The organism is Streptomyces sp. SudanB5_2050 (genome assembly GCF_964272335.1).
Taxonomy (GTDB): Bacteria; Actinomycetota; Actinomycetes; order Streptomycetales; family Streptomycetaceae; genus Streptomyces; species Streptomyces rochei.
The window spans coordinates 1,773,439-1,788,239 of the sequence record NZ_OZ186760.1 but is presented as its reverse complement, the minus strand read 5'-3'; the positions used below and the strand labels follow the sequence as shown (position 1 = coordinate 1,788,239).

General features: G+C 73.0%; 14 protein-coding genes and 1 tRNA gene. 8 read left to right on the top strand and 7 right to left on the bottom strand.

All coding sequences use genetic code 11. The annotated features are described in order from the left end of the window. Window positions 1–26 precede the first annotated feature (26 nt). On the top strand, window positions 27–1,565 hold the full coding sequence (locus ACFZP7_RS07925) for an APC family permease (RefSeq protein WP_031016696.1): 1,539 nt from the start codon (window positions 27–29) through the stop codon (window positions 1,563–1,565). Window positions 1,566–1,719: 154 nt separating this feature from the next. Here the strand turns inward: ACFZP7_RS07925 and ACFZP7_RS07920 are convergent, their stop codons facing one another. Both ACFZP7_RS07920 and ACFZP7_RS07915 read right to left on the bottom strand, forming a co-directional pair. Continuing rightward, window positions 1,720–3,117 carry a GntP family permease gene (locus ACFZP7_RS07920; protein ID WP_019325263.1) on the bottom strand — a complete coding sequence of 466 codons (1,398 nt, stop codon included), beginning with the start codon at window positions 3,115–3,117 and terminating at the stop codon, window positions 1,720–1,722. Window positions 3,118–3,210: 93 nt separating this feature from the next. Beyond that, window positions 3,211–3,738, bottom strand: a complete 528-nt coding sequence (locus tag ACFZP7_RS07915; RefSeq protein ID WP_019325262.1) for a gluconokinase — start codon at window positions 3,736–3,738, stop codon at window positions 3,211–3,213. A 137-nt stretch (window positions 3,739–3,875) separates the two neighbouring features. Between ACFZP7_RS07915 and ACFZP7_RS07910 the strand changes: the two genes are divergently transcribed. Next, window positions 3,876–4,577, top strand: coding sequence for a FadR/GntR family transcriptional regulator (locus tag ACFZP7_RS07910; RefSeq protein WP_019325261.1), 702 nt, complete (start codon window positions 3,876–3,878; stop codon window positions 4,575–4,577). Between the two features lie 5 nt (window positions 4,578–4,582). Here the strand turns inward: ACFZP7_RS07910 and ACFZP7_RS07905 are convergent, their stop codons facing one another. Together ACFZP7_RS07905 and ACFZP7_RS07900 are read right to left on the bottom strand one after the other, a co-directional pair. Then, complete coding sequence (locus ACFZP7_RS07905; RefSeq protein WP_078494838.1) at window positions 4,583–4,957, bottom strand: YchJ family protein; 375 nt, start codon at window positions 4,955–4,957, stop codon at window positions 4,583–4,585. Window positions 4,958–5,027: 70 nt separating this feature from the next. Then, window positions 5,028–5,115 (bottom strand) — tRNA-Leu (locus tag ACFZP7_RS07900). Between the two features lie 174 nt (window positions 5,116–5,289). Between ACFZP7_RS07900 and ACFZP7_RS07895 the strand changes: the two genes are divergently transcribed. From ACFZP7_RS07895 to ACFZP7_RS07885, 3 genes are all read left to right on the top strand, one after another. Next, a complete protein-coding gene (locus ACFZP7_RS07895; RefSeq protein ID WP_019325259.1) occupies window positions 5,290–6,615 on the top strand; it encodes a M20/M25/M40 family metallo-hydrolase in 1,326 nt (441 codons plus the stop codon). 180 nt (window positions 6,616–6,795) lie between these two features. Further along, a complete protein-coding gene (chpH, locus tag ACFZP7_RS07890) occupies window positions 6,796–7,029 on the top strand; it encodes a chaplin ChpH (protein ID WP_019325258.1) in 234 nt (77 codons plus the stop codon). 165 nt (window positions 7,030–7,194) lie between these two features. Then, window positions 7,195–7,977: a chaplin family protein gene (locus tag ACFZP7_RS07885; protein WP_385634130.1), complete on the top strand. Its 783-nt coding sequence runs from the start codon at window positions 7,195–7,197 to the stop codon at window positions 7,975–7,977. Between the two features lie 109 nt (window positions 7,978–8,086). On the opposite strand, the gene ACFZP7_RS07880 is transcribed toward ACFZP7_RS07885, so the two are convergent. Continuing rightward, on the bottom strand, window positions 8,087–8,275 hold the full coding sequence (locus ACFZP7_RS07880; protein WP_027758838.1) for a DUF5703 family protein: 189 nt from the start codon (window positions 8,273–8,275) through the stop codon (window positions 8,087–8,089). Between the two features lie 47 nt (window positions 8,276–8,322). On the opposite strand from ACFZP7_RS07880, the gene ACFZP7_RS07875 reads away from it, so the two are divergent. Further along, window positions 8,323–9,066 (top strand): hypothetical protein, encoded by a 744-nt coding sequence (locus ACFZP7_RS07875; RefSeq protein ID WP_385634129.1) that lies wholly within the window; start codon window positions 8,323–8,325, stop codon window positions 9,064–9,066. Window positions 9,067–9,167: 101 nt separating this feature from the next. On the opposite strand, the gene ACFZP7_RS07870 is transcribed toward ACFZP7_RS07875, so the two are convergent. After that, entirely contained in the window at window positions 9,168–11,606 is a 2,439-nt protein-coding gene (locus tag ACFZP7_RS07870) for a helix-hairpin-helix domain-containing protein (protein WP_385634128.1), read from the bottom strand. Next, complete coding sequence (locus ACFZP7_RS07865; protein ID WP_385634127.1) at window positions 11,603–12,589, bottom strand: aldo/keto reductase; 987 nt, start codon at window positions 12,587–12,589, stop codon at window positions 11,603–11,605. Before ACFZP7_RS07865 ends, ACFZP7_RS07870 begins: the two co-directional genes overlap by 4 nt. A gap of 112 nt (window positions 12,590–12,701) precedes the next feature. Between ACFZP7_RS07865 and ACFZP7_RS07860 the strand changes: the two genes are divergently transcribed. Both ACFZP7_RS07860 and ACFZP7_RS07855 read left to right on the top strand, forming a co-directional pair. Next, complete coding sequence (locus tag ACFZP7_RS07860) at window positions 12,702–13,757, top strand: LLM class F420-dependent oxidoreductase (protein WP_031016680.1); 1,056 nt, start codon at window positions 12,702–12,704, stop codon at window positions 13,755–13,757. Between the two features lie 253 nt (window positions 13,758–14,010). After that, entirely contained in the window at window positions 14,011–14,799 is a 789-nt protein-coding gene (locus tag ACFZP7_RS07855) for a hypothetical protein (protein WP_030974812.1), read from the top strand. Window positions 14,800–14,801: the final 2 nt, after the last annotated feature.

The window sequence follows — 14,801 nt, the reverse complement described above, 5'->3', positions numbered from 1 at the left end:
CGTCGAGAGAGAAGGTCGGTTCCCCGATGACCACGGGCAGTTCGAGCACGAGCAGATCCGCGAGCGGTGGCACCATCAGCACCTTCAAGGGGCAGGAGCGGGCGCTGCGCGCCGACCGGCTGGGCACCGGCGGTCTGCTGCTCTCCGTGCTGGCCTCCACCGCCCCGCTGATGGTGGTCGCCGGGGTCATGCCCACGACCTTCGCGGTGATGGGCATCGTCGGGCAGCCGCTGCTCTTCGTGGTGCTGGGCGTGGTGCTCGTCCTCTTCAGCGTCGGGTACGCCGAGATGAGCCGGCACGTGCACAACGCGGGGGCCTTCTACGCGTACATCTCCCGCGGGCTCGGCGGCACCGCGGGCGCGAGCGCCGCCCTGGTCGCGCTGGTCGCCTACAACGCCCTCCAGGTCGGCATCTACGGCATCCTCGGCTTCGAGGTCTCCGGCCTCCTCGCCACCTACGCCGACCTGGAGGTCGCCTGGTGGATCCCGGCCCTGCTGGCCCTGTTCGCGGTCGGCGCGCTGGGCTGGCTGAAGATCGACGTGAACGCGCGCGTGCTGGGCGTGCTGCTGCTGATCGAGGTGGTGCTGGTCGTCGTGTTCGACATCGCCGCCGTCGCCGACCCGGGTGCGCAAGGGCTGTCGCTGCACGCCTTCGACCCGGACACCCTCACGGGCGCCGGGGTGGGAACCGCCCTGTGCTTCTGCATCGCCGCCTTCCTGGGCTTCGAGCAGGCGCCCGTGTACGCGGAGGAGACCAGCCGCCCGCACGTGCTCGTTCCGCGTGTCATGTTCCTGGCGGTCGGTGGGGTCGCCGTCTTCTTCGCGCTCAGCAGCTGGGCGCTGACGGTCGCCACCGGACCGGACAGGATCGTCGGTACCGCTCAGGAGCAGAGCGCGGGGCTCCTGTTCTTCCTCACCGAGTCGCGGCTCGGCGGGACCTTCACCGACGTCCTGCACGTCCTGTTCGTGACCGGCATGTTCGCCGCGCTGCTCAGCTTCCACAACGTCGTCGCCCGGTACGCCTTCGCCATGGGGCGCGAGGGGCTGCTGCCCGCCGCGTTCGGGCGGACCAGCGGCTCCAGCGGCGCCCCCGGCACCGGCTCGCTGCTGCAGACCGCGGTCTCGGCCGTCGTGGTCGTCGGCTTCGCCGTCGCCGACGACAAGCCGGACGGCGACCCGACCCAGCCCGTGCTGCACCTGTTCACCTGGGGCGGCAACATCGGGGCGCTCGGCGTGATCGTGCTGATGGCCGCCGCCTCGTTCTCCGTCGTCGCGTTCTTCGTCCGGCGCGGCGCGGCCCGCGCCCAGGGCGCGCGGATCGCGACCTCCGCCGTCGCGGGCGTCGCCCTGCTGGTCATCGCCGGCTACACGGTCAAGGACTTCGACGTCCTCGTCGGCGCGGGCCCCGGCTCCGCGCTGAGCTGGGTACTGCCGGGCGTCATCGGCCTCGCCGCGGCGGCCGGCCTGGTGCAGGGGCTGGTGCTGCGCGCACGGTCACCCGAGCGGCACGCCCGGATCGGCCAGGGCAACGAGGCGTTCCAGCTGGACAAGGCGGCGTCCCCCTGAGCCTCGGGGGAGGGGGACGCGCGGCGACCGGCGCGCACGCCGACTCCGCCTCCGGCACCACCGCGCCGCCGAACCCGCGTCCTTCGACGACGGGTTCGGCGGCGCGCTGCGGCTGCTCGCCGCCGGGCCCGCGTGCGGCGGAACGCCCGTACCCCTAGATGACCAGTGAGAGGAGCAGGACCAGGGCGCCGGCGACCACCGAGATGATCGTCTCCATGACGGACCAGGTCTTGACGGTCTGGCCGACGTTCAGGCCGAAGTACTCCTTCACCAGCCAGAAGCCGGCGTCGTTGACATGGCTGAAGAAGAGCGATCCGGCGCCGATGGCCAGGACCAGCAGGGCCGCGTGGGTCGTCGACATGTCGGCCGCCAGCGGCGCCACCAGACCGGCCGCCGAGACGGTCGCCACGGTCGCCGAACCGGTCGCCAGCCGGATCGCCACCGCGATCAGCCAGGCCAGCAGCAGGGCCGGGATCGACCAGTCCTCGGAGATCTCCAGGATCATCTGGCCGACGCCGGAGTCGATCAGCGTCTGCTTGAAGCCGCCGCCCGCGCCGACGATCAGCAGGATGCCCGCGATGGGCGCGAGGCCCTTCTCGACCAGGCCGGAGAGGCGGTCCTTGCCGAAGCCGGCCGGGCGCAGCAGCGTGAAGATGCCGACGATCACGGCGGCGAGCAGGGCGATCAGCGGGTTGCCGATGACGTCGAAGGCGCGCTGCACCACGTTGTCCGGGTCGTCCACGACGATGTCGACGAGCGCCTTGGCCAGCATCAGCACGACCGGCAGCAGGATCGTCGCCAGGGTGGCGCCGAAGCCGGGGCGCTTCTCCAGCTCCTCGGAGGCACGCTGCGGGATCATGCGGTCGGGGGCCGGCACGTCCACCCAGCGGGCCGCGTACTTGGAGAACACCGGACCGGCGATGATCACCGTCGGGATGGCGATCAGGACGCCCAGCGCGAGCGTCACACCGAGGTTGGCGCCGAGCGCGTCGATCGCGACCAGCGGACCGGGGTGCGGCGGGACCAGGCCGTGCATCACGGACAGACCGGCCAGCGCCGGGATGCCGATGCGCATCAGGGAGTAGTTGCCGCGCTTGGCGACCATCAGGACGACCGGGATCAGCAGCACGATGCCGACCTCGAAGAAGAGCGGCAGACCGATCACGGAGGCGATCAGCACCATCGTCCACGGCATCGACCGGGGGGTCGCCTTGGCCAGGATGGTGTCGACGATCTGGTCCGCGCCGCCGGAGTCGGCGAGCATCTTGCCCAGGATCGCGCCGAGGGCGATCAGGACGCCGACGCCCGCGACGGTGGAGCCGAGTCCGCCGGTGAAGCTGGTGATGACCTTGTCGAGCGGTGCCCCGGCGAAGGCGCCGAGCGCCAGTGACCCGATGGTCAGCGACAGGAAGGCGTGCAGCTTGAACTTGGTGATGAGCAGAACGATGACGGCGATGCCCAGGAGCACGGCGATGCCCAGCTGGGCGTGGCCGGCCGAGGTGATGGGCTCGACGGTGTCCGCTGCCAGCATCTCGACGCTGAGTCTGGTCACGGTGGTTCCCTTGCGGTGATGGGGAGTCGGGGGAGGGGCGGGGCCGTGTCCGTGGAGGGCGGCACGACCTCGGGGGAGGGGTGGGGACGGGGGCTACCGGGTCGTCGGGGAGAGCTCCGCCAGGGCGTTCACGGCCCGTTCGGTGATCTCCTCCGGGGTGCCGGAGACGTCCACCGCGACCCCCGCCTCGTCCCGCTCCAGGGGCTGGAGCGTGGCGAACTGGGAGTCGAGCAGGGCCGTCGGCATGAAGTGGCCCTGCCGGTGCGACATCCGGTCCTCGATCAGCTCGCGGCTGCCCGTGAGATGGACGAAGACGACACCGGGAGCGGCCGCACGCAGCCGGTCGCGGTACGACCGCTTGAGCGCCGAACTGCTCACCACCCCACCCAGGCCCGCCCGCCCGTGCGCCCAGCCGCCGATGGCGTCCAGCCAGGGCCAGCGGTCCTCGTCGGTGAGCGGGGTCCCGGCCGTCATCTTGGCGATGTTGGCCGGCGGGTGGAAGTCGTCGCCCTCGGCGTAGGGAACGCCGAGCCGGGCCGCGAGCAGGGGACCGATGGTGGTCTTCCCGGTGCCCGCTACGCCCATGACCACGACGACATGGGGGGTGTGCAGTCGCTGCATCGCACTCTCGCTGTCTGCTGTCTTCGTCGACACGTGATGTCGACGCAACTGAAACCCATTAGGTACGACGAATTCAAGAGTCTGTGACATATAAGTCTGACTTTTTGTTCCCGTGACCTGCCCCGTACTCTGAGTGCATGAGCACACCGGGCCGGGGGCTGCACGGCCGCGTACTGGACACCCTCGGCCCCGCGATCACAGCGGGCGAATACCCCGCGGGCAGCGTGCTGCGCACGGACGAGCTCGCACAGCGCTTCGAGGTGTCACGCTCGGTGATGCGCGAGGCCGTGCGGGTGCTGGAGTCGATGCACCTGGTCGAGTCGCGCCGCCGCGTGGGCGTGACCGTGCTGCCCGAGTGCGAGTGGAACGTCTACGACCCGCAGGTCATCCGCTGGCGCCTGGCCGGCTCCGAGCGCCCGCGGCAGCTCCGCTCGCTGACCGTGCTGCGGTCGGCGGTCGAGCCGGTGGCCGCGGGTCTGGCCGCGCGCCTCGCCACCCCGGAGCAGTGCGCCGAGCTGACCGAGTGCGCGCTCGGCATGGTCGCCAACTCGAGCGGTCACCGGCTGGAGGAGTACCTCTTCCACGACGTGGCCTTCCACCGCGTCATCCTCACGGCGTCCGGCAACGAGATGTTCGCCCGCCTCGGCGGCGTCGTCGCCGAGGTGCTGGCCGGCCGCACGCACCACGACGTGATGTTCGAGGACCCGGACCCGGCCGCCGTCACCCTGCACGTCCAGGTCGCCGAGGCGGTCCGTGCCCGGGACGCCGAGCGCGCCGAGCGGCTGACCCGGGAGATCACGGTGGGCGCGCTGCAGGAACTGGACATCCTGGCGCCCTGACGGGACTACTCGGAGAACTCCCCGTCCACGTACACCCACGCCCCGTCGACGCGCTCGAAACGGCTCCGCTCGTGCAGCGAGCCGCCGCGGTAGGAGGCGCGGAAGGTCACCGTCCCCGTGGTGTGGAACGCCGTCCCCTGGGTCGTGTCCAGGATCTCCAGGCCGGTCCAGCGCATGCCCGGGTCCAGCTCCAGGCGGGCGGGCCGGGTCCGGGGGTGCCAGGTGCGCAGCAGGTAGCCCGCGTCCCCCTGGACGAAGGCGCTGTACCGGGAGCGCATCAGGGCCTCGGCGGTCGGCGCGGACGAGGCGCCCGCGTGGAAGCGGCCGCAGCACGAGTCGTACGGCTCGGGCAGGCCGCAGGGGCAGGTACGCGTGGTCATGGCCGCCATTGTGCCCGCTGGGCGCACCGCCGGAAAAAGCGGAAGACCCCTGCTCCGCAGGGGTCTCAGCTGGTGTCCGAGGGGGGACTTGAACCCCCACGCCCGATAAAGGGCACTAGCACCTCAAGCTAGCGCGTCTGCCATTCCGCCACCCGGACAAGGTGTCTGTCGTGCGGGGCGTTGCCCGCGGCGACGACGTAAACATTACCAGGCTTTCCGGGGTGGCCGATCACCCCCTCCTTGGGCGCGGACGGTCGGCGGGGGGAGGATGAGGGGGACCGACCGGCACTGACACCAGCAGTGACTTCAGCAGCGACCGCGGGAGGAAGCACGTGAGCGACTCGGGCACGGCCAGGAGCGTCACCGGCGAGGACGAGGTCGTCGACCTCTGCCGCGAGCTGATCAGGATCGACACCAGCAACTACGGCGATCACTCGGGACCGGGTGAGCGCAAGGCGGCCGAGTACGTCGCGGAGAAGCTCGCCGAGGTGGGACTCGAACCGCGGATCTTCGAGTCCCACCCCGGACGCGCCTCCACGGTGGCCCGGATCGAGGGCGAGGACCCGTCCCGGCCGGCGCTGCTCATCCACGGCCACACCGACGTGGTCCCGGCCAACGCGGACGACTGGACCCACCACCCCTTCTCCGGTGAGATCGCCGACGGGTGCGTGTGGGGCCGCGGGGCCGTCGACATGAAGGACATGGACGCGATGACCCTCGCGGTCGTCCGCGACCGGCTGCGCAGCGGACGCAAGCCCCCGCGGGACATCGTGCTGGCCTTCCTCGCCGACGAGGAGGCCGGCGGTACGTACGGCGCCCGTCACCTCGTCGACCACCACCCCGACCTCTTCGAGGGCGTCACCGAGGCGATCAGCGAGGTGGGCGGCTTCTCCTTCACCGTGAGCGAGCAGCGCCGCCTGTACCTGATCCAGACGGCCGAGAAGGGCATGCACTGGATGAAGCTGACCGTGGCCGGCACGGCGGGCCACGGCTCCATGATCCACCGCGACAACGCCATCACCGAGCTGTCCGAGGCCGTCGCCCGCCTCGGCCGGCACAAGTTCCCCGTCCGCGTCACCAAGACGACCCGGGCCTTCCTCGACGAACTGGGCGACGCGCTCGGCACCGAGCTGGACCCGGAGAACATGGAGGGGACGCTCGCCAAGCTCGGCGGCATCGCCAAGCTTATCGGCGCGACGCTGAGTAACACCGCCAACCCGACCCAACTGGGCGCGGGTTACAAGGTCAACGTCATCCCCGGCGAGGCCACCGCGCACGTCGACGGCCGCTTCCTGCCCGGGTACGAGGAGGAGTTCCTCGCCGACCTCGACCGGATTCTCGGACCGCGGGTGCGGCGCGAGGACGTGCACGCCGACAAGGCCGTCGAGACCACCTTCGACGGGGCGCTGGTCGACGCGATGCAGTCCGCCCTGGTGGCCGAGGACCCGGCGGCGAAGGCGATCCCGTACATGCTCTCCGGCGGGACCGACGCCAAGTCCTTCGACGATCTCGGCATCCGGGGCTTCGGCTTCGCGCCGCTCAAGCTGCCGCCGGAGCTGGACTTCGCGGGCATGTTCCACGGGGTGGACGAGCGGGTGCCGGTGGAGGGCCTGCGATTCGGCGTGCGGGTGCTGGACCGCTTCATCGACGCCTCCTGACGACGCGTACGCGGCGCCGGGGCCGGCGCCGCGGCACGGACGAGGTCCTATTCGGTCGCGCGTGCGGGGTGCGACCGGGAAGGGTGAATGCGCTCATAAGCTCGTAGCCTCATTACTCCCTCCTCGTTACAGGTGATGCGATCAGCAACCTGGGTCGCTTATTGCCAACTAGGAGGAACAATGCTCAAGAAGGTCGTCGCCGCCGCTGCCGCCACCGGTGGTCTGGTTCTCGCGGGTGCCGGCATGGCCGTCGCCGACTCCGGCGCCCAGGGTGCCGCCGTGCACTCGCCCGGCGTCCTCTCCGGCAACGTCGTTCAGGTGCCCGTTCACGTGCCGGTGAACGTCTGCGGCAACACGATCTCCGTGATCGGCCTGCTGAACCCCGCCTTCGGCAACGTCTGCGTCAACAAGTGACGTTGTGTCTCGCCCCGTGAGGGCCTGAGTCCGCCGGCCCCGGAGCGCGCGCCATGCGCTCCGGGGCCGACGCTCTTCGGTGCTCTCGGGCGCGGGACCACGGCAACGTAGGAATTCTCGGCATTCTCGGTGTCACGGGACTAGGGCAAGGCAGGGATTCAGGAAATGCGACAGGTCACCCGCAAGGGCCTGATGACGATGGCGGCGGCCACCGGCGTGATCGCCGCCGCGGGCGGCGCCGCCCACGCGGACTCCGGGGCGCACGGCTCCGGTTCGAACTCGCCCGGCGTACTGTCCGGCAACACCGTGCAGGCGCCGGTGCACGTGCCGGTGAACGTCTGCGGCAACACGGTCGACGTCATCGGCGTCCTCAATCCGGCGATGGGCAACTCCTGCGCCAATCAGGGCGGCGGGGCCTCCGGCGGGCACGACGGCTCCGCGGGGCAGGGCGACGGGCACTCGGGCTCGCACGCCGACGGGCACGCCACCGACTCGCCCGGGGTGGGCTCCGGCAACCATGTGCAGGTCCCGGTCCACGTACCGGTGAACGTGTGCGGCAACAGCGTCGACGTCGTCGGCGCCCTCAACCCGGCCACCGGCAACGACTGCGGCAACGGAGGTGGCGGGGATCACTCGACGCCGCCCGACGACGGCCACGAGACGCCGCCGGGCGAGCCCGGTGACCCCGGTGAGCCTGGTGATCCCGGTGAGCCTGGTGAGCCTGGGAACCCGGGTGAGCCGAGTGAGCCGAGTGACCCCGGTGAGGAGACTCCGGGAGGCTCCACGGGCGGCAACCAGCCGGGCACCCAGAACGTCGCCCAGCCCCAGGGCGACGCTCAGCTGGCGGAAACGGGCAGCGGCCTGCCGCTCGGCCTGGCCCTCCCGGTGGGTGCGGGCGCGCTGCTGGCGGGCACGGTGCTCTACCGCAAGGCGCGCGCCTCGGCGTGAGGCGGACCGGGCGGGAGGGCGTCGGCCCACCCGCACGCACGGCGGGCCCCGCACGGCGGGGCCCGCTCCGTCTCCGTCACCCGTGCCCGGTCGAGCCAGGTCACCCGGCTCACCAGGTGGCGCGTACCTGGCGGATGATCCGCCGCCGCAGCCGCACCCTGCGGCTGCCGTCGCGCAGCAGGCTCAGACGGTACAACTCCCAGTGTCCGTACTCGGCGTGGTCGGTCAGCAGACGCGTCGTCTCCTTGCGGGAAACCCCGCGCGGCACGTACACGTCGACAAATTCGTATTCCGGCATCGAATCTATTGTGCGGGCTGGGGCCCGGTACGGATAGCGTCTGCACTATGTCTGATGCTGCGCAGCCCACCGCTGCCGAGGTACGCGCCGCCGCCGAGGCGGTCAAGACCGCGCTCGACCGCCACCTGGCCGCGGTCGAACGCCGGTCGGGGGAGGACGACCCGGCCGTCTACGACGCGTTCAACCAGCTGGCCGCGGCCGCGGAGGCGTACGACGAACTGCTCTACGACCGCTACGACGAGGTGACCCCCTTCGAGATCCCCGGCGCGGACGACTCCCTGCCGCCGTACACGGGCCCCGAGGAACCGAGCGCGTTGAGCGTGCTGATCCGCCGCGACTACGCCGTGGCCGAGCCGCAGCGGCTGATGGCCCAGGCACGGCGGGTCGAGGCGGCGGACGAGGAGGGGGAGGGCGTGGCGTCCTCCGGCACGGTGCACGGTGCCCTGGGCCTTCTGTTCGGCGAGTTCGAGCCGGACGAGATCGCGTCCCGGCACAAGGAGTTCGGCCTGGAGGAGGGCGACTCCACGCTCTGGGTGACGGCCGCGGACGAGGCGGCCGAGCCGGGGGAGTGGCTGGAAGCCCCGTTCGAACAGGTCGATCCGCAGCGGGTGGTCTGCCGCTTCGACGTCAGTGCCGTCTTCGACGACGAGTTCGACGACGACCTCGAGGACGCGGACTTCGAGGAAGAGGAGCTGGAGGAAGACGTCGAGGAAGACCTTGAGGAAGAGGACCTCGACGCGGACGGGGACGGCGAGCCGGAGCGGCTGGGGGTGGACCGCCGAGGGCCGTGAGCCGCGGCGGACGGAACGGCCGTAGCGGCGGTCGACGGGCACTCCCCGTCGACCGCCGCCGCCGTCCCGGCCGGCCGGGACGGCGGCGGTCAACCGGTCGGTCAGTCGGTCGGCACCTGGGGTGCGAGCAGCACCGGCAGCCGGGTCGTGCGCGGCTTGGCGGGGACCTCGGCCACGGCACGGGGCAGCGCCTGCTCCACGCCCTGGACGACGGAGAGGTGACGGGCGGCCCGGCCGAACGCCGTGTAGATCCAGGGGCGGCTGAGGGCCCGCACGGCGTCACCGGGCAGGACCACGACCACCGCGGGCCACCGGCCGCCCATCGCCTGGTGCGCGGTCAGCGCCCATCCGTGCCGCACGGTCCGCTCCACCAGCTCCGGCGGCACGACGACGTCCTCGCCCGCGCACGACAGGTGCAGCCCGTCGGCGTCGGCCGTCACCACCCGGCCCGGCAGCACCCGGCCCGGCACGGGGGAGTGGACGACGCGGTCGCCGGGGTCGAAGCCGCCGAAGCGGCCGGGTCCCGGATTCAGCCGCTGCTTCAGCGCCGCGTTGAGCGCCCGGGTGCCCACCGCGCCGCCGTGGCCCGGCGTGATCACTTGGGTGTCCTCGGGCGGTACGCCGATCGCGCGCGGCACGGAGTCCGCGACGAGCTGGACGGTGCGGTGCACGGCCTCGCCCGCGTCCCGCACCGGCACGATCACGACCTCCTTGCCGGGCGCCTCCACCTGGCCCAGCTCGCCGATGCCGATGCCGGAGACCAGCTCGCCGAGCGGGCCGGGGTCCGGGAGCCGGGAGGCGACCTGCGGGCAGATCCGCGCCGCCAGCAGATCCGCGAAGACCCGCCCCGGCCCCACGGACCACAGCACCGACGGGTCGCCGGCCAGCACCAGCCGTGCGCCGTCCGGCAGGGACTCCACCAGCAGGGCTCCCGCCTCGACGTCCAGGTGCGGTGCGTCGAGCACGACGAGCAGGTCCAGGTCGAGCGCGCCGTCGGCGTCCCGGCCCGGCCCCTCCGTACCGGCGAGCAGCCCCGCCACCGTGACGGCGGGCGCGGGACCGGCGGAGTCGGAGTCCTCCGGGGCGGGCGGCCCGCCGGGGTCCGGGGTGCCGGGCGCGGACGGGGCGCCGCCCGCCAGGGCGGTGAAACGGTCCCGGCCCAGCACACCGGGCGCTGCGGCCCAGGCGCGCAGCCCGAGGGCCCGCGCGGCGCGCAGCAGGGCGGCCGGCTCGGCGAGCGACGCCTCGCCCCCGGTGTGCAGGACCAGTCCGTGGCCCGCGACGGCCCGGACGAGGTCGGCGGCGGCGCCCCGCGCGGCGTCGGCGGCCCGCTCCCAGTCGGCGGCGGAGCCGTCCTGCTTGGGAGTGGAGTTGACCAGGCGGGCCAGGCCGTCGGCGAGGCTCTCCTCGGCGAGTGCGAACCGCTCCAGACCGATCAGCACCCGGACCGGGCGCTCCTCGTCCTCCTCCGCGGCTTCCGCACCGCTGGGCCCGTCGGCCCCGGCTGCCGTGCCGCTGGCGCCCGGCGCGCTCCCCGGGCGGGCGCCCGGCTCCTCCAGCGCGTCCTGGAAGGCCAGCGCCTCGCCCTCGGCGAGCGCGCTCTGCACGGCGGCGTCCGGGTCCGGCACGCCGCGTTCGGCCAGCGCCGCCGTCAGCAGCGGCAGCTCCAGGGCCGTGTGACCGGCCAGGGCCGCCTGCTCCAGCAGCCACACCGTGACCGCCCGCCCGCGGCGCTCGTCGTCCGGGCCGCACGCCGCGCCGAGCAGGGCCCGGGCGAAACCGTCGGCCTGCTCCGGACGCACTCCGCCGACGCGCAGCAGCCGCCAGGGGTCGGCGCGCAGGGCGTCCTCCGCGCCCTCTCCGAGCAGTGCGGCGGCCTGGGGCGCGAGCGCCTCCGGGGCGCCGCCCTCGGCCAGTACGCGGCGCACGGCCTGCACGGCCTCCGGTGCGGGCCCGACGGGTCCCGCGGCCCGCTCGGCCGCCACCGGACGGGGCGGCCGGGCCGGCTCGGGGGCGGCGCGGCGCGGCGCGGGAGCGGGCTCGGCGAAGACCGTGGCCGCGGGCTTCTCACCGCTCTCCACGGCCCGGACGGCGGCGAGCAGATCGGCCGCCGTGCCGCTGAGCTTGCCCCCGGCCTCGATCGGGCCCTGCTTCTCCGCCTTCCGGCGCGCGATCCGCTCCCGCTCGAGCCGCTGCGCCGCCAGCTCGGCCTCGGCCTCGGACACCTGGGCGGGCGCGGCGTCGCCTTCCGCGCCGGCGCTCTCCGGCTGCCCGCCGGGCGTCTCACCGGAGCTGTCGCCGGACGCCTCACCGGACGACTCACCGTCCTCGCCGTCGGCCTCCCGGCCGAGGGGCCCCGGATCCGCGTCGGCGGCCGGGGAACCCGCGGTCCGGGCGGTCCCGTCGGACGCCCCGGCCCGGCCCTCGTCCGCCGCACCGGCGGCGCCCGGCGCGGGCCCGCTCGTGGCGCCCGGGGTCTCCGGCCCGGCGTCCACGGCGGCCGCGGTGTCCTCGTGGGCGGGCTCGGGCTCCGTGCTCACAGCGTGCTCCAGTCGTGATCGGGATAGCGGTGCACCGGCGCCGACACGTCGTCGAGCGCCCGGCAGATCTCGTCAGGAAGACTAAGGGTCTCCACTGACAACGCCGCCGTGAGCTGCCGCGCGTTGCGCGCGCCGACGATCGGGGCGACCACGCCGGGCCGGTCCCGCACCCACGCCAGCGCCACCTGGAGCGGCGTCACCGCGAGCCCGTCGGCCGCCGTCGCCACCGCGTCCACGATGTGCCCGGCCGTGTCGTCCAGGTAGGGCGCGACGAACGGAGCCAGGTGCTCCGAGGCGCCCCGCGAGTCGGGCGGAGTCGCGTCCTTGCGGTACTTGCCGGTGAGGACCCCGCGGCCCAGCGGCGACGAGGGCAGCAGGCCGATGCCCAGGTCCAGGGCGGCCGGCAGCACCTCGCGCTCGATGCCCCGCTGCAGCAGCGAGTACTCCATCTGCGTGCTCGCCAGCCGGTTCCGCACCCCCGGCGCCGCCAGTTGCCAGGTCGCCGCCTTGGCCAGCTGCCAGCCGCAGAAGTTGGACACCCCCGCGTACCGGGCCCGGCCGCTGCTCACCGCCACGTCCAGCGCGTGCAGCGTCTCCTCCAGGGGCGTGTCCGGGTCGAAGGCGTGCAGGTGCCACACGTCGACGTGGTCCGTGCCGAGCCGGGCCAGCGAGGCGTCCAGCGCGGAGAGCAGGTGGGCCCGCGAGCCGTCGAACCGGCGGTCGAGGTCCGGCACGCTGCCCGCCTTGGTCGAGATCACCAGGTCGCGGCGCGGCACCAGGCCCTCCATCAACCGCCCCAGCAGGTACTCGGCTTCCCCGTCGCCGTACACGTCCGCCGTGTCGACGAGGGTGCCGCCGGCCTCCCAGAAGGTTTTCAGGAGGTCCGCGGCGTCGTGCTCGTCGGTGTCCCGTCCCCAGGTCAGGGTGCCGAGACCGATGCGGGACACGCGCAGGCCGGTGCGGCCGAGATGCCTCTGCTCCATGAACGCCGACATTACTGGCCACGGCTTGCGCTGTGGGGGCCTGTGGACAACCGAATCGCCGCGCTAAGGTCGGGGCACAGAACACGTTACTGATCGGTAAGGGGAATCGGCCATGCAGCTCGGGATCAACCTCGGCTACTGGGGTGCCGGAATGGACGCGGACAACCTGGCCGTCGCCCAGGAGGCCGACCGGCTCGGCTACGCCGTCTGCTGGGCCGCCGAGGCCTACGGCTCCGACGCGGCCACCGTGCTCACCTGGGTCGCCGCCCAGACCGAGCGCATCGACGTGGGCTCGGCCATCTTCCAGATCCCGGCCCGCCAGCCCGCGATGACCGCGATGACGGCCGCCACCCTGGACTCCCTCTCCCAGGGTCGTTTCCGCCTCGGCCTCGGCGTCTCCGGCCCGCAGGTCTCCGAGGGCTGGTACGGCGTCAAGTTCGACAAGCCGCTGGCCCGCACCCGCGAGTACGTCGAGATCGTGCGCAGGGCGATGACCCGGGAACGGCTCTCCTACGAGGGACAGCACTGGACGCTGCCGCTGCCCGGCGGCCCCGGCAAGCCGATTAAGCTGACCGTGCACCCGCAGCGCGAGCACATCCCGCTGTACATCGCCGCGATCGGCCCGAAGAACCTGGAGCAGACCGGCGAGATCGCCGACGGCGCCCTGCTGATCTTCCCCTCCGCCGACCACCTGGAGGAGACCGCGGTCAAGCACCTGCGCGCCGGGCGCGAGAAGGCCGGCAAGAGCCTCGACGGCTTCGACGTCTGCCCGACGCTGCCGCTCGCCCTGGGCGACGACAAGGACGTCACCGCGCTCGCCGACACCTTCCGCCCCTACACCGCGCTCTACGTCGGCGGCATGGGCAGCCGCAAGCAGAACTTCTACAACCAGCTCGCCGGGCGCATGGGCTACGAGGCCGAGGCCGCCGAGATCCAGGAAAAGTACCTGTCCGGCGACAAGGAGGGCGCCGCCGCGGCCGTACCGCACGAGCTGATCGACCAGACCACCCTGCTCGGCTCCGTCGACCGCATCGCGGACCGGATGAAGGCCTACGCCGCCGCCGGCGTCACCACCCTGACCCTCGCCCCGGCGGGCTTCACCCTGGACGAGCGGATCGCCGCGCTGCGCGCCGGTACCGAGGCCCTGGAGCGCGCCGGACTGGCGTAGGGCTTCCGGGGAGTTCAGCGGCCGTGGTGGGGGCTCGGGGGGTCTTCCCCGCCACGGCCGTCACGAGGAACAACGCGCCCGCAGGCGAGGGGTTACGCCTCCTCCTGTTCCCCGTCGTCCTTCTTTTGGCTGAGTTGGCCGCCTTACCTGTTGCCGCTTCGCGGGTCCCGCACTTGACTCGTTCTTTGCGGAGTATGTGGAGTGCGGAGTCCGCGGAACCCGCGCGTCCTCGCAGCGGCAGAGAGGTGCCCCGATGCTTTCGGCCAAGAGTCTGTTCCAGGAGATCCTCGACAACGACGAGTCGTTCCGCCTCTTCTGCTCCATCGCGGCCAGCGGTGAGTCGCAGGGCGGCTGGGAGAACGCCCGCATCGCGGCGCTGGTGCCGGAGAGCGAGCGCCCCCTCGCCCCCAAGATCACCCGGCACGGGGCGGACGAGGACAAGCACGGGCGGATCTTCAACGCCCTGCTGAAGAAGCGCGGCCTCGAACCCGTCGAGGTCCCGCCGGAGACCGACTACACCATGCTTCTGGAGCGGCACGGCATCGGCCTCGCCCACGACAAGCTCAAGGCCGACCAGCCCCTCACGGTGCGGGACATCATCACCTACCTGGCGCACAGCCGGGTCACCGAGCAGCGCGCGGCCGAGCAGATGGCGATGCTCCTCAAGCACTTCGGGGACGACCCCGACCTCGGCCGGGCGGTCCGGATGATCTCGGCGGACGAGGACAACCACCTCGCCTACTCGCACGAGGAGCTGCTGCGCTACGCCGCCGCCGGTCACGGCCCGTACATCCGGGCGACGCTGCGGGAGTGCGCGCTCGCCGAGATCCGCGTCCACCGGGACGTCAGCCTCGGCGTGATGGCCCGCATGGGGCGCCTCCTCGGCTGGTCCCGCGCCAGGTCCGCGCTGCTCGCCGCGGGCATCCACGCGGTGTACGCCTACGAGCGGCTGGTCGGCTGGCGCCGCATGGTGACGCTGCGCGCCCCCGAACGCCGCGACGCCCTCGGCGGACCGGCCACCGCCGCCCCCGAGGTCGCCTGAGG

What these genes read in the sequence shown, in the direction of transcription:
- ACFZP7_RS07925 (WP_031016696.1), top strand. Translation starts at nt 27, where the DNA reads ATGACCACGGGCAGTTCGAGCACGAGCAGATCCGCGAGCGGTGGCACC.
- ACFZP7_RS07915 (WP_019325262.1), bottom strand. Translation starts at nt 3,738, where the DNA reads ATGCAGCGACTGCACACCCCCCATGTCGTCGTGGTCATGGGCGTAGCG.
- ACFZP7_RS07910 (WP_019325261.1), top strand. Translation starts at nt 3,876, where the DNA reads ATGAGCACACCGGGCCGGGGGCTGCACGGCCGCGTACTGGACACCCTC.
- ACFZP7_RS07905 (WP_078494838.1), bottom strand. Translation starts at nt 4,957, where the DNA reads ATGACCACGCGTACCTGCCCCTGCGGCCTGCCCGAGCCGTACGACTCG.
- chpH (WP_019325258.1), top strand. Translation starts at nt 6,796, where the DNA reads ATGCTCAAGAAGGTCGTCGCCGCCGCTGCCGCCACCGGTGGTCTGGTT.
- ACFZP7_RS07885 (WP_385634130.1), top strand. Translation starts at nt 7,195, where the DNA reads ATGCGACAGGTCACCCGCAAGGGCCTGATGACGATGGCGGCGGCCACC.
- ACFZP7_RS07880 (WP_027758838.1), bottom strand. Translation starts at nt 8,275, where the DNA reads ATGCCGGAATACGAATTTGTCGACGTGTACGTGCCGCGCGGGGTTTCC.
- ACFZP7_RS07875 (WP_385634129.1), top strand. Translation starts at nt 8,323, where the DNA reads ATGTCTGATGCTGCGCAGCCCACCGCTGCCGAGGTACGCGCCGCCGCC.
- ACFZP7_RS07865 (WP_385634127.1), bottom strand. Translation starts at nt 12,589, where the DNA reads ATGGAGCAGAGGCATCTCGGCCGCACCGGCCTGCGCGTGTCCCGCATC.
- ACFZP7_RS07860 (WP_031016680.1), top strand. Translation starts at nt 12,702, where the DNA reads ATGCAGCTCGGGATCAACCTCGGCTACTGGGGTGCCGGAATGGACGCG.
- ACFZP7_RS07855 (WP_030974812.1), top strand. Translation starts at nt 14,011, where the DNA reads ATGCTTTCGGCCAAGAGTCTGTTCCAGGAGATCCTCGACAACGACGAG.